The following is a 14,048-nucleotide window of genomic DNA, read 5'->3' as shown; positions in this document are numbered from 1 at the left end:
ATTTTTTTACCGTCGTTAATTACTTAACGGCGTCCTTCAAAGCTTTGCCCGGCTTGAATGCTGGAACCTTGCTTGCAGGGATTTCAATTTCTTGTCCAGTTTGTGGGTTGCGGCCTTTGCGTGCGGCACGTTGCCGTACTTCAAAGTTACCAAAACCGATTAATTGAACCTTTTCACCCTTGGCCAGAGATGCTTGGATGGAACTGAAGACAGCGTCTACAGCAGCCGTAGCATCCTTCTTCGTCAGACCAGTTGCCGTAGCAACGTCGCTAACCAGTTGTGCTTTGTTTGCCATGTGTTTCACCTCCCACCATTGACGATGGAAATTTCCCCGTCATAGGATCAGTTAATTTTGAGTGGTCCAAAATTAACGAAACAATAACGTTTCACGCATCATTTCAAAAACTAGATTAGCATAGTGAAACTGCGCTGACAAGCGGTTTATAGGACTTTTTAAATGAAAATTCAATGAAACGCTGATTTGCGAACGTTATCATGTTCATATGCCTCTTTTGATCGCTTCGGCTGCCAAAAAATGACTTAAAGTCCCTTTTCACTAAAGCTGGTCCGGCTTGATTTTTGATGCAAAAAACATCATTATGCTATTTACGCTTACGTTTAATCAAATGAATCGGCGTTCCTGAGAAATCAAATGCTTGACGAATCTGGTTTTCCAGATAACGCGCATATGAGAAGTGCATCAGATCCGGATCGTTGACAAAAATAACAAACGTTGGCGGTTCAATCGCCACCTGGGTTGCATAGTAGACGCGCAGCCGCCGACCATTCGTACTTGGCGTTGGGTTGGCTGCAATGGCATCCATGATTACATCGTTAAGTACGGATGACTGAATACGACGCCGGCTGTGATCGTAGACCTCCTCAATCATCTTAGGCAATTTGAGCAGCCGTTGCCGCGTCTTAGCGGAAACAAAGATGATTGGGGCATAGCTAAGGTATTGGAATTCTTGACGAATCAGGTTGGTAAAGTCGGTCATCGTACGTTGATCACGGTCAGGAATCGTATCCCACTTGTTGACTACGATGATGATCCCCTTGCCAGCTTCATGAGCATACCCAGCAATGTGCTTGTCCAGCTCGCGAATCCCCTCTTCGGCATTCAAAACGACCAGCACGACATCACTGCCGTCAATCGCCCGCATCGAACGCATCAGAGCATATCGTTCGGTATTTTCATAGAGCTTGCCTTTTTTCTTGATTCCGGCCGTATCGACCATCGTAAATTCACGGCCATCCGCCTTAAAATGCGTATCAATGGCATCACGCGTTGTCCCAGCAATATTGGATACAATAACTCGATCCTCACCCAGCATGGCATTGACGATCGAAGACTTGCCAACGTTGGGCCGGCCAATCAAACTAAAGTGAATCGTGTCGTCTTCATCGTTAGCGGCATTTTCAGGGAAGTTTTTGATGACGGCATCCAACAAATCCCCAACGCCGACTCCATGCACGCTGGAAACTGGATATGGTTCGCCCAGGCCCAGTGAATAAAAGTCATACACATCGGAACGTCGCTCTGGGTTGTCGACCTTATTGACCGCCAAAACAACTGGCTTGTCAGACCGGTACAGAATTTGAGCAACCTGCTCATCGGCATCGGTAACGCCGCTACGCACGTCGACCACCATTACGATAACATCAGCCTCGTCAATCGCCACTTCGGCCTGCTCTCTAATCTGAGTCGACAACGGTTGATCGGACATCTCAATCCCACCAGTATCGATCAGACTAAAATGCTTGCCCAGCCATTCACCATGCGCATAGATCCGGTCGCGCGTCACACCTGGCGTATCCTCAACGATTGAGATTCGTTCGCCGGCAATTCGATTAAACAGCGTAGATTTACCAACGTTGGGGCGACCAACGATGGCTACGATTGGATTTGCCATAAATCGGCACCTTCTTTCTAATTAGATTTATTTTGATTGATCTCAGATATTTTAGCGTTCCCTTCAACTGATTGCCAAAGGGCCCTAACGAAAAAACAAAGCTGGGAAAAATCCCAGCTTTGCTCTTAACGCAATGTTAAATTACTTGCGAGCGTTCTTCAGTTCGTCACCGATCAGATCGCCCAGCGTAAAGCCGTTTTCTTCTTCTGGCATGTTGGCCTTGTAGTCGTTGTTACGACGACGAGGACGACGGTTGCCGCCACGGTGGCCTTCGTTGTTGTCAGAACCAGCTGGCTTTTCTTCCAGTGCCTTGATGGACAGACCAAGACGTTGGTGTTCAGGGTCAACGTTCAGAACCTTAACCTTGACTTCTTCGCCTGGCTTCAGAACATCAGCTGGCGTAGCAATGTGCTTGTGGGAGATTTGGGAAATGTGTACCAAACCTTCAACGCCAGGGAATACTTCAACAAAAGCACCAAAGCTGGTCAGGCGCTTAACAGTACCAGTCAGAACTGCGCCAACTGGAGCCTTGTCTTGAATGTCATCCCATGGTCCAGGCAGCGTTTGCTTGATGGACAGGGAAATACGTTCGCGTTCTGGTTCAACGCTCAGAACCTTAACCTTAACGTCTTGGCCAACTTCCAGAACGTCAGATGGCTTGTCAACGTGGTCGTAGGAAATTTCAGAAACGTGAACCAGACCGTCTACGCCACCAAGGTCGATGAAGGCACCAAAGTTGGTCATCCGAGCTACCTTACCTTCGACAACGTCGCCAGGTTGCAGTTCAGAGAAGACCTTCTTAGCAGCTTCTTCGTGTTGAGCTTGAACGATTTCCTTGTGAGAAAGAATCAGGCGATTGTCGCTTGGTTCGATTTCAACAATCTTGAATTCAAGTTCTTGACCTTTGAATTGGTTCAAGTCTTCAACGTAGTGGTCAGTAATCATTGAGGCAGGTACGAAACCACGAACGCCGGCATCTACAACCAGACCACCCTTAACAGCTTGGGTAACCTTAGCCGTGATCGTTTCACCAGCTTCGAATTTCTTTTCCAGATCGTCCCATACCTTCATGGCTTCCAAGCGCCGGTGTGAAAGCAGGTAACTGCCGTTTTCCTTGTCGCTGCCAATCTTGGAGATGACAACCAGGTCCAGTTCGTCGCCGACCTTCACAACCGTGTTGATGTCTTCAACGGGCTTGGAAGACAGTTGGTTAGCCGGGACAACCCCTTCAACACCTGAGTCTTCAATACCAACGATCGCTTGACGATCATCAATTTGCAGTACCTTGCCCTTAACAACATCGCCAACCTTAACTTCTTTGATGCTGTCGAGCGCTTCTAACATCGCGTCTTTGTTTTCGTTTTCAGCCATTAAAAAAAATCCTCCTTGCAACAATCAACTCTAGGCACTATTTTACTAGAGTTGAACCAAGTTTACCAGTGTTTAGAATTAATTGTCCTGGTTTTTTTTGATCAGTGCGCTGATTTCATCAACTACCTGATCAATCGTTAAGCTCGTCGTATCAATTAAAATCGCATCTTTGGCCTGGGTCAGCGGCGAGACTTTGCGCGTAGAATCTTTTTGATCCCGCAGCTTGATGGCTGCTTCCAGTTCAGCCAATGATTGCGTAGCTAAGCCTTTTTGCAGGTTTTCTTCATAACGACGCCGTGCCCGCTCATGAGCACTGGCAACCAAAAATACCTTGACCTGCGCATTAGGGAGCACCGTTGTTCCAATGTCACGGCCGTCCATTACGATACCACCAGCCTGCGCGATTTGACGCTGCTGTTCAACCATTTGCTCGCGAACCTCAGGAATCGCGGCTACTGCCGAAACGTTGGCTGCAATTTGTTCAGTGCGGATGTCTTTGGTGACTTCATGACCGTCAACGAACACGCGCTGATCCGGCTCACCAGGTTCAAACGTAATCTTGATCTGGCGAGCCAGCTCAATAACGTCCTTGGTATCACTGACGGCAATCCCATTTTTCAATGCCGCCCACGTTACTGACCGATACATGGCACCCGTATCACAGTAAACATAGCCAAATCGCTTGGCAATGATTTTGGCAACCGTGCTTTTGCCCGATGAAGCTGGACCATCAATGGCCACTTGCAATCCTTTTTCCATAAAAATTCAAATTCCCCTTTTATTTGACCCGCAGCCGCTGGCCTGGATGCAGCGGTGCATTGGGTGATATTTTGTTGAGACTGGCCAGTTCCGCAACCGTCAGTCCATTATTAGCCGCCACGCGATAGATACCCTGTCCTGATTCAACCGTGGCATACTTAGCACCACTTTGACTGGTTGATGAGGTACTGGCAGCCGTACTTGACGTTGAGCTGCTCTGAGTACTGGTAATGCTGGTTGGCTCAGCCTCATTCTCGCTGCTTTTGGCCTGCGACTTGGCAGAGGCTGTCTTGGACTGGGATTTAGCTTTTGTTTTAGACTTCGCGTGGCTGGACGCTTTTTTTACCTTGCTCGATGTGGCTTGAGCAACCTTTTCCGTTTGCTGCGGATGATTGAAGGACTGCTCATGATGTACCCAATAAATGATTGGGGTTGCTGCCAAAATCACGATTAAAACGATCAGAATCGTCGTGATTCGTGAATTATGCGAGCTTTGCTTACGATGGGCCGTACGCGACAGGTGACCGGAATCATCAAGATCTTGATTGTCCTCAAAGGTCTTGTCCCAAAGCTTACCGGCCTCCTGACGATGGTCCTCACGTCGTTCACTCATTAACGAACGCTCCTTTATATTTCAGTGATTGAATCGATTGTAGCGCAAAAAAGCCATGCCTGTCTAGCCAGATTTCGATTCCTTGGCAAACAGAATTCGCAGCTGCTTTTGCCAGTCCCATTGATCAGCGATAACTAGAGCTGGGGGAGTTGGTAGTTTGAGATCACTCAGCTGCCAGTCATTTTGATGACAATCACAGCAAACATTTTCTTCAACCGGCCGTTCACCAAAATAACGCATGATCTTGGCCCGCCGGCACCGTGTTTCATTAACGTAGTCAAGCATTGCCCCTAACTGCCGCTCTGTAAGCTGGCTTCTTTTTTTAAGCATGGTGTAAAGCTTTGCATAAGCCCAGCCATGCGCTAGATAAAACTCGATCAGTTCAGCCTGTGGGCCCAGTGCCTGACTTGGCAGCTCATGTTTTTGCACCTTTTCAACGACTATCTGATTGGGCAGCTCAATTTGGCTAAGCTGTCTTGGGATCTGTTCATCACCAGGTGCATACATCAGCAAGGCCAGCGCCGGTTTTTGATTACGGCCGGCGCGCCCAATTTCTTGAACGTAGCTTTCCAGACTGCCCGGCAAATGATAATGAATGACATAGCGAATATCATCCTTATCAATACCCATCCCAAACGCACTGGTGGCACAGACAATCTGCAGCTGGCCATGCATGAACTGTTGTTGTATGCGAAACCGATCGATTGCCGAGATGCCAGCGTGATATGCCGCAACCCCAAATCCAGTTGCTGCTGCCAGCTCACCAGCCAGTTCATTAGCTAAGCGGCGGCTGGAAAAGTAGACGATCCCACCACCACCCAGCTGATGCAGCCACTGAGACAGATGCTTGCGCTTTTCTTGATCGTTGGCTACCCGATCGACTGCCAAAAAGATGTTGGGACGATTGACCGAACGAATTACTTTTTTGACCCGTTCGTAATTAAGATCCATCTTTTGTAAAATATCAGCTTGAACGCGTGGCGTCGCCGTGGCCGTTAACAACAGGATCGGTGGATTTTGCAGTTCTTTTTTAATATTTTTGAGCAATAGGTACTCAGGACGAAAATCCGGCCCCCATTGTGAAATACAGTGTGCTTCGTCAATTACCAACAGACTGATCTGACAATTTCTTAGCGCTTGTTTAATCGGCGGCTGAGCCAAAATCTCTGGTGAAGCAAAAATAAAGCGATAGCTGCGCAGATTCTTTAAGACCTGCTGCCTTGATCGGCCAGTCAATGTGGCATTCAGCATCACAACGCTGCGCTCACCTCGCTGACGCAACCGATCAACTTGATCCTGCATTAAAGAGATCAGCGGCGAAACGATCAAGACGCTGCCAGCCATTAAATAACCCGGTAGTTGATAAAGCAGCGTCTTACCCGCGCCGGTTGGCAGTACTGCCAGGACGTCTTCTCGCTTTAAGACGGCCTCAATTGTCTCTTTTTGACCAGGTCGAAATTCGTCAAAGCCAAATCGCTGCTTGAGTGTTTGATAAAGTATATCTTCATTCATCATTTTGGCCCCCTTTGATAATCTGGAAAAGCCGATACTCAAAAAAGGCCTGCTCATTTTGGGCTTTGTCAGCTACGGTTAATGGCTCAGCAACCGGTGGCATAAACGTCCAGTCAGCCGGTACGCCATGATAGCGTTCAGTCAGTTGCCGAACCTGTTTGGGATCAATCAAACGCTTAAGATCGATTAAACGTGGCATAAAGATCGCTGCTTCCAAGATGTGTTCACGAATCGTTCCCAGTTTTAGCCGCCTTTTTTGACTGATCCGATCAATAGACATCCCCTGCTCAAACATTTGCAGCGTTACTGCAGCGCTATGATTAAGCGGCGTTTCATGCAGGCGATCAGCCAATAATTGATTCATTAAGCTGCCAGGCTGATTGAGTGCCAGATAGCCAATTCCCAGCCAGATATCGCGCTCCATAACCATAATCTCATCAGTCGAAGCATCCAGGGCCAAAGCTGCCTGGTCAAGCGTCCAACCCGTTGCTTGATAACCAGGTAAGGAAAAAACCAGCAGTTTGGCCAGCCTTTCATCCAGCTTGGCCAGATTAAAAGCCGCCTGCTGTAGTTCTTGATCCCAATTATCGATGATTTGAACCCGGTTTTTATAAAACCACTGGCGGACAAAGTAAAGCTCGGCCGGTGCCAGATTCAATGGAACATAATGGTTCTGGTGGTAGGCAAATTGACTGACCGCTTGCGTTGCCAATAAGACGCGCGGAGCCAGCTGATCAGTTCTGCCCAGCCAAAACCAGTCACCGAGCCGCGGCTGATAATGCGTCTTTAAAAATTTTTCTTTTTCAGCAATGCCATTGGGGGTGAGCCAAGCCAGCTGATCGTCTACTTTGACCAAGCCTGCCTGTTTCATTTGAGCGAGCCATTGTTCAAAGTCATTGACCGTCAGTCTCGGAGCAGCTCCCAGCCACTTTAAAATACCGTATTCGCGTGCCCAAAACAATGTTGCCACCGTCCGCTTGTTTTTGACGGTATTGCGCAGGACCGCCGTTCTTCTGGGCTGATCGGTCAGCATTTCAATAAAATAGCTCTTCATTGTTTCACCCCCTCAAGATACTATATGCTAATTTTACGAAATTTCATCAAACAAAAAAAGACTGCCACCGTCTTATCCACATGCCAATTAAAATTGGTCTTGGATCCTCCGTTAGCAGTCGTCTGGTTAATGTTACATTTGATGCTTAGCCAGCCAATTGGACAGGCGCATTGCCAAAAGCGAGGAGACCCCGCCAACCAAAAGTCCTTTGATAAGGTTAAAAGGTACTACACCCAATGCCACCAAAGAAGCGATCGGCATCGTTGGCTTCCAGCCCCAAATCTTCATGTAAAGCGGCGTCAGAACCCACAGATTAAGTAAAGACATTACAACCGTCAAAACCAGCGTCCCGGATACGGTTCCCAGCAAGTAGCGACGTGCCGGCTTCAGCGAGGCCTTCTTAGCTGCCCAGGCAAATGGCAGCATCAAGGCCAAAGAAGAAATAAAGTCACTGCCGACCCCCAGCAGCTCACCAATCGAAAAGCCGTAGACCAATGCATGAATCAAGCACTTGATGGCTGCGATAATGATGCCGCCAACTGGACCATAGATCAGCGTTCCCAGCAATACGGGTACGTCAGAAAAGTCCAGCTTTAGATAAGTGGCAACCGGAACGATTGGAAACTCCAGCATCATCAATACAAATGCCAGTGCGCTCAAGCAGGCGATCCCAGCCAGGCGCTGGATACGGATACGAGAAACTGTCATGATTAAAACCTCCTAAAATTGAAGGTCATCTCCGGGGCTGCTCGCCCAACGAAAAAAGCCGCTGATGAAAACGGTTCATCAGCGGCTGTCATTGATTTCGTATAAGCGAAAATCTTCTATATACCAGACTATACTGTCGGCACCTGGAATTACGCCAGGTTCCACCGATAACCAATCTGTCATCGGGTTGCGGGCTTTTACCGCCGGTCGGGAATCACACCCTGCCTTGAAGATAAACCTATTATTAAATTAATTTCATGAACGATTACACTATAGCATAAGCAAACTTTTTCTTCAATTTGATGCTTATAGTTTTTTTAAGGCATTGATCTCATCCATCTTCAGCTCACGCCATTGACCGCCTGGCAGTCCCTTTAGATTTAGAATGCCATCACTTTCCCGCGTCAGTTTTTGAACCGGGTGACCGACCGCCTTAAACATCTTTTTAACCTGGTGATAGCGGCCTTCGTGAATCGTCAGCCGCACGACCGAGACACGATGTTCCTTGTCAACTTTAAGCAGCTTGGGTTTGGCCTCTTTGGTCTTTTTACCATCGATCATCACGCCATGACGCAGCTGTTCCAGATCATGGTTGGAAATCAAGCCCTTAACCTTGGCAACGTAGGTCTTTTCAATCTCAAACTTAGGATGCATAAGCTTGTTGGCCAGTGCGCCATCATTGGTCAGCAGCAAAACGCCCGTCGTATCGTAATCCAGTCGTCCAACCGGATAAATACGCGAGGTTACGCCGCCGTCTTTTAAAATATCGACCACGGTGCGGCGACCATGCTCATCATTAGCTGACGTGATAACACCCCGCGGCTTATTGAGCAGGTAGTATTCCGGCTGCTCACGCTCTAGTGGAACGCCGTCAACCGTTACCTGATCACTGGAGCTGACCTTGGTGCCCAGTTCGGTAACCAGCTTGCCATTGACCTTGACGTGGCCTTGAGCAATCAGTTTCTCCGAGGCTCGTCGACTGGCCACGCCGGCCTCAGCCATTGCTTTTTGGAGTCTTTCCATCTTCATTTTCTGATATTTCCTTTCTCATTTGTCGCGACTGCAGTGCCCGCAAGAAGATATCGCCATCCAAGTCTTCTGGCTGCAGATTTTTGTCTAGAGCCGGCAGCTCATCCAATGTCGTCAAACCAAAGTAGTCCAAAAAAGCCGGCGTCGTAACATATAAAAACGGACGTCCTGGAACTGCCAGGCGACCGTGCGTCTCAACCAAGCCTCGCGCCGTCAGCTTTTGAAGCGATCCAGAGCTTTGTACGCCGCGAATCTCATCAATTTCAAGACGCGTCAATGGCTGCTTATAAGCAACGATGGCCAATACCTCCAGCAACGTTTGGGTAAGCGGTGTTGTCAGCGGCTCTTCAAAGTAGTGCTGCATAACGTCGGCCAATTGGGCCTTGGTTGCCAATCGATAGACCGAGTCGCTGTCCAAAAGCGTTAAGGCACTGTTTTCATCTTGCTGATATTTTTCTTTTAACTGCGCAATCATCTCCAGAACTGCCGGTTTCAAATATCCCGTAACCTTAGACAGATCTCCCAGCGAAATGCCTTCATCGCCACTGATAAACAGCAGACCTTCAATTTCAGCTAATGGGTTCAAGCTTAATCTTCCTCACTTATTTTTCCAGGCGTCAAAATCAATGGTGCAAACCGGGCCGCTTGATGCAAAACGACGCGGCGATGTTTAGCCAGTTCCAGGACTGCCAAAAAAGTCGTCACTAAATTATCACGCGTTTTTAGATCCTCAAACAGTTCCTCAAAAGCAACTGCTCCTTGTCTGACTCGCTGCATGACAAACTGAATTCGCTCTTCAACGGTCGTCTTTTCTGGCGCCACGGTAGCCGTTTCGGGCTCAAGTGCCTGGTGTCGTTTCAAAACCTGCTCAAAAGCTTCTTTGAGCTGTTCGAGCGTTGTCCCAGGTGCCGTTTGAGAGTGAATAAATTCCGCTGGCACCGCCATCGCTGTACGCGTAAACTCTTTTTGCCGAAAAGCCTCTTTATCCTTGAGCTTTTCAGCAGCCTGTTTGTAGCGTTGATATTCCAGCAGCTGTTCAACCAGCTCTTCACGTGGATCCTCTTCAATTGGTTCCTCATCTTCTGGTACGGACGGCTTAGGCAAAAGCATCTGGCTCTTAATCGCCATTAAAGTTGCTGCCATGACGAAATACTCACCGGCAACCTCTAGTTGATGCTGCTGCATCTGACGCAGATATTGCATGTATTGTCCCGTAATCTCAGCAATCTGAATGTCATAGATATCCATTTCAGACTGACGAATCAAATGCAGCAATAGATCAAGTGGGCCCTCAAAATCCGCAAGCTTGATGTTGGGCTGGTATGGGTGCTGCAGCAGCTGATTTTCATTGTTTTTCATTCGTTTTCTCCCAATTTGTAATCAAAGGCTGCGTAGCCATGGTTCCCATCAAGCGCCGATTGGCATACTTTTGGTGCAGCGCCGTTAAAAAGGCATAGACGTTTTTGCCTGAACGCTCGCTGGGCAGAAACGAAATTCGGCGAATCAAAACATACTCTGGTCCCAGTTCGATAATGGCCGCACCGCTGAAGTCGCCATCCTCATCATTTTGCCACAGATAAATCGGGTTGCCGACCCCCAGTGACCAATCCACTTCCTCAGCCACGCGATCATAATCATGCAGGCTGGGAATAAATGACAAAATACCCAGAATGATTTTACGATAGTCCTTGCGATATGGCACCAGCATAATTATTCCACCTCGTTTATTGATTGGGGATGATACTGCCGATACTGAGCAGCCAGGTGAACGTCATCGCTTGGTGCATAGCGTTCCGTCGTACTCAGCGACTGATGACCAAGCATTATTTGAACGGCCCTGAGATCGGCCCCATTGACCAGCATTTCGTGGGCAAAAGTGGCCCTTAAGACATCCGGCGTTACGTCCAATTCCAATTCAGCCCGGCTGCCGGCTGAGCGCAATTTTTGCCAGATTGCTTGACGAGTCAAGGACTGACCCCGATTGTTCAAGAAGAAAACGTCGGTGTCATCACGCATCAGTTTAAAACGAGACTCATCAGCATAGCGCTTGAGCCATTTCGTGCATTCATCACTGATTGGCACGACCCTGGTGCGTCCTGATCGATCATGCGGCATAACCAGCTGTGCATTTAGGTCAATATCTGCTACCTTAAGACTCAGCAGTTCGTTGACGCGCATTCCGGTTGCATACAGCAGCTCAAAAATTGCTCGATCCCGCAGTCCGGTTCGATTGTTAACGTTTGGTACGGCTAAAAGAGCCGCAATCTGGCTGGTCGACATAACGGGGGTCTGTTTAGCCGGAATAGCCGCAGTCGTCAAATTAGCCAAAGGGTCAACATCAACCCGACCCATCTGACGCAGATACTTATAGAGCTGACGCAGACTGACGATATGACGATTGATGGTTTCTCTAGCCACGCCCTGTTGTTTTAGCTGATCCAAAAAAGCCATGACTGCCGTTTGATCAACATCTTGCCAGTCAGCATGCGTATCTTGTAAATAGCGAACGGCATCCAAAAGATCACGCTGGTAACTGGTGATAGTATTTTGGGCCAGCCGATTTTCGATTTTCAGTTGTTTGATATAGTCGGCAGCAGCCGGTTGTAGCGGTGCTTTACTCATTATTTATCATCTGGATCCTTAATTAAAATCAGCTTGCCATTGACCATGCTGACCATTCTTGCCTTCAAGAGATGACCAACCGCGCGTTTGAACTGGCCCTTGCTGATGCCAAACTCTTGCCGAATTGCCTCGGGATCACTCTTGTCAGTAAACGGCAGCGTATGGTCAGGCGTGCGACGCAGCATCTCCAAAAGCATCTGAGCATCTTCGCCGATTGCCTGGTAGGCACGCGGCTTTAATGAAAGATTAAGACTGCCATGACTTGATAGACCGATTACTCGTGCCGAGATTCGCTGACCTAATCTAGGCTCTTGATCGCGCTCACTTGGGTGAATGAAGCCCAGGCAGTAGTCATCTGTAATCACAAACGTTCCTGCCATCTTCAAACGGTAGACCGTTGCCTTAACGTCCTTGTTTTTCATCCGGGGATTAGGACGATTGGCGATAGCTTCAAAAACGCTCTCATCTGCCAACTGGCCCCAGATTCGATTTTTATCGTCAACCTTAAGCGCCATCATCAAGCGATCGCCTTTTTGCGGCCATAGATGCTTGAGACTCGGCAGATCATCCAATGAAACGACGATGTCTTTATTAGGCAGACCAATATCGACAAAGACGCCCAAGTCGCGCCGAACACCAACAACCGTCCCAAAATCATAATGATCAACTTGTACCGTTGGAATATGCTGACAGGTCATTTGCAGCTGGTGATTTTCATTTTCATAGACAAAGCCGCGAACGGAACCACCAATATGCAGAACCTGAGGGCTTTCATCCTTGGACAGGCGATAGGTTTGACCGTTGCGCGCAGGCTGTACGAAATAATCATGGTCGTTTTCGTCGATCATTACGGCATCGACGACTTTGCCAAGTACTGAATTTATCATTTTATCATCCTTAATTTTCTCAGTTGGGTATCTAGCCTATTTTACATAATATTAGAACAAAATAAAAGCAAAGGAGTAAAAAAACCGCCTGTCTAATGACAGACGGTTTTTGCGGATGAAATAATCAAGACTACTTGATCGTTTCAACCCGCATCAGGTTGGTTGCACCTGGCGTGCCCATAGGAACACCGGCAACCACGATGATCTTGTCGCCCTTCTTGGCAAAACCAAGTTCAACTGCCTTCTTAGCAGCCAGAGCAAACATTTCATCAGTGTCAGCTGGCTTGTCAACAACGTATGGTTGAACACCCCAGTTAACCATCAGACCACGTTCAGTCCGTTCATCAAACGTCAAAGCCAGAATGTCGGCGTTTGGACGGTACTTGGAGATCATACGGGCCGTGTAGCCTGAAGAAGTAGCGGCTACGATAACCTTGATGTCAAGGTCCTTAGCGGCTTGGGCAACTGCAGAACCGATCGTTTCCGTAACGTCGCTCTTGTCAAAGTTGAACGTTTCCGTACCGAACAGGTCCAGGTTGTTTTCAGCCTTAACGTCAATGCGAGCCATCGTAGAAACGGCTTCTACTGGCCAGTCACCGTTGGCACTTTCACCAGACAGCATCGTTGCATCAGTACCATCAAAGACAGCGTTGGCAACGTCAGAAACTTCGGCACGCGTTGGGCGTGGGTTTTCTTCCATGGAGTCCAGCATTTGGGTAGCCGTGATAACTGGCTTGCCCATTTCGTTGCAGCGGCGAATCATCTTCTTTTGTACCAATGGCACGTTTTCAGCTGGGATTTCAACACCCATGTCACCACGTGGAACCATCAGACCATCAGCAACTTGCATAATTGCTTCGAAGTTGTCGATACCTTCTTGAGATTCGATCTTAGGGAAGATTTGAACGTCTTCCATGTTCTTTTCCTTCAGCAGTGCACGAATGTCTTCGATATCTTCTGGCTTACGAACGAAGGAAGCGGCGATGTAGTTGATACCTTGTTCCAGGCCAAAACGAATGTCGCTAGAGTCCTTTTCCGTGATACCAGGCAGGTTGATGGAAACGCCAGGTGCGTTGACACCCTTGCGTGAACCCAGCAGACCATGGTTTTGAACCGTGCAGACCAGTTCATGGTTAGCTTCGTCCTTTTCGTCGATGATCATGTCGATCAGACCATCATCAAACAGAACGTGGCCGCCAACGTGAACGTCATCGTACAGACCTGGGTAGGTAACAGCAATCTTTTCGTGCGTACCTTCAATGGAGTCGTCCATTGAGATCCGAACCTTGTCACCAGCATTGAATTCGATCTTACCGTCTTTTTCAACAGTAGTACGAATTTCAGCACCCTTAGTGTCCAACATCAGACCAACGTGCTTACCGGTGATTTCTTGAGCCTTCTTAACATTGTTCATACGGCCCAGGTGTTCTGGGTGATCACCGTGTGAGAAGTTGAAACGGAAAATGTTGGCACCAGCATTGATCAGCTTTACAATCGTGTCAACATCAGTACTTGCAGGACCAAGGGTACTTACAATCTTGGTTTTCTTCATAAGTGACATCTCTCCTTTGCATTAATGC

The 14,048-nt window shown here is 48.1% G+C and carries 15 protein-coding genes and 1 riboswitch; all 15 genes read right to left on the bottom strand.

The window, feature by feature from the left end; all coding sequences use genetic code 11:
• Positions 1 to 19 precede the first annotated feature (19 nt).
• Complete coding sequence (locus QOS03_RS03555; RefSeq protein ID WP_033934753.1) at positions 20 to 295, bottom strand: HU family DNA-binding protein; 276 nt, start codon at positions 293 to 295, stop codon at positions 20 to 22.
• A 307-nt stretch (positions 296 to 602) separates the two neighbouring features.
• On the bottom strand, positions 603 to 1,913 hold the full coding sequence (gene der / locus QOS03_RS03550; RefSeq protein WP_272209106.1) for a ribosome biogenesis GTPase Der: 1,311 nt from the start codon (positions 1,911 to 1,913) through the stop codon (positions 603 to 605).
• A 141-nt stretch (positions 1,914 to 2,054) separates the two neighbouring features.
• Positions 2,055 to 3,284, bottom strand: coding sequence for a 30S ribosomal protein S1 (gene rpsA, locus QOS03_RS03545; RefSeq protein ID WP_283575354.1), 1,230 nt, complete (start codon positions 3,282 to 3,284; stop codon positions 2,055 to 2,057).
• A gap of 78 nt (positions 3,285 to 3,362) precedes the next feature.
• On the bottom strand, positions 3,363 to 4,043 hold the full coding sequence (gene cmk, locus QOS03_RS03540; protein WP_169461520.1) for a (d)CMP kinase: 681 nt from the start codon (positions 4,041 to 4,043) through the stop codon (positions 3,363 to 3,365).
• A 19-nt stretch (positions 4,044 to 4,062) separates the two neighbouring features.
• A complete protein-coding gene (locus tag QOS03_RS03535) occupies positions 4,063 to 4,656 on the bottom strand; it encodes an SAG1386/EF1546 family surface-associated protein (protein WP_283575353.1) in 594 nt (197 codons plus the stop codon).
• 63 nt (positions 4,657 to 4,719) lie between these two features.
• Complete coding sequence (locus QOS03_RS03530) at positions 4,720 to 6,171, bottom strand: RecQ family ATP-dependent DNA helicase (RefSeq protein WP_408612067.1); 1,452 nt, start codon at positions 6,169 to 6,171, stop codon at positions 4,720 to 4,722.
• Positions 6,161 to 7,222, bottom strand: coding sequence for a helix-turn-helix domain-containing protein (locus QOS03_RS03525; RefSeq protein WP_283575351.1), 1,062 nt, complete (start codon positions 7,220 to 7,222; stop codon positions 6,161 to 6,163). The genes QOS03_RS03530 and QOS03_RS03525 overlap by 11 nt, the downstream gene beginning before the upstream one ends.
• 132 nt (positions 7,223 to 7,354) lie before the next feature.
• Positions 7,355 to 7,930, bottom strand: a complete 576-nt coding sequence (locus tag QOS03_RS03520) for an ECF transporter S component (RefSeq protein WP_283575350.1) — start codon at positions 7,928 to 7,930, stop codon at positions 7,355 to 7,357.
• A gap of 107 nt (positions 7,931 to 8,037) precedes the next feature.
• Positions 8,038 to 8,168, bottom strand: a riboswitch (FMN riboswitch).
• A gap of 68 nt (positions 8,169 to 8,236) precedes the next feature.
• Positions 8,237 to 8,953: a pseudouridine synthase gene (locus tag QOS03_RS03515; RefSeq protein ID WP_283575374.1), complete on the bottom strand. Its 717-nt coding sequence runs from the start codon at positions 8,951 to 8,953 to the stop codon at positions 8,237 to 8,239.
• Positions 8,925 to 9,545 (bottom strand): SMC-Scp complex subunit ScpB, encoded by a 621-nt coding sequence (gene scpB / locus QOS03_RS03510; protein ID WP_283575349.1) that lies wholly within the window; start codon positions 9,543 to 9,545, stop codon positions 8,925 to 8,927. Before scpB ends, QOS03_RS03515 begins: the two co-directional genes overlap by 29 nt.
• A 2-nt stretch (positions 9,546 to 9,547) precedes the next feature.
• Positions 9,548 to 10,318, bottom strand: a complete 771-nt coding sequence (locus QOS03_RS03505; RefSeq protein WP_169461515.1) for a segregation and condensation protein A — start codon at positions 10,316 to 10,318, stop codon at positions 9,548 to 9,550.
• A complete protein-coding gene (locus tag QOS03_RS03500; protein ID WP_169461514.1) occupies positions 10,305 to 10,667 on the bottom strand; it encodes a reductase in 363 nt (120 codons plus the stop codon). The genes QOS03_RS03505 and QOS03_RS03500 overlap by 14 nt, the downstream gene beginning before the upstream one ends.
• A gap of 2 nt (positions 10,668 to 10,669) precedes the next feature.
• Positions 10,670 to 11,581 (bottom strand): tyrosine-type recombinase/integrase, encoded by a 912-nt coding sequence (locus QOS03_RS03495; protein ID WP_169461513.1) that lies wholly within the window; start codon positions 11,579 to 11,581, stop codon positions 10,670 to 10,672.
• Positions 11,581 to 12,465, bottom strand: coding sequence for a CvfB family protein (locus tag QOS03_RS03490; protein WP_283575373.1), 885 nt, complete (start codon positions 12,463 to 12,465; stop codon positions 11,581 to 11,583). Before QOS03_RS03490 ends, QOS03_RS03495 begins: the two co-directional genes overlap by 1 nt.
• 133 nt (positions 12,466 to 12,598) lie before the next feature.
• Positions 12,599 to 14,020 (bottom strand): pyruvate kinase, encoded by a 1,422-nt coding sequence (gene pyk, locus QOS03_RS03485; RefSeq protein ID WP_169461512.1) that lies wholly within the window; start codon positions 14,018 to 14,020, stop codon positions 12,599 to 12,601.
• Between the last annotated feature and the right edge of the window lie 28 nt (positions 14,021 to 14,048).

The sequence above is a fragment of the Limosilactobacillus pulli genome (genome assembly GCF_947381555.1).
Classification (GTDB): Bacteria; Bacillota; Bacilli; order Lactobacillales; family Lactobacillaceae; genus Limosilactobacillus; species Limosilactobacillus pulli.
This window is presented reverse-complemented; position numbering and strand designations above follow the sequence as displayed.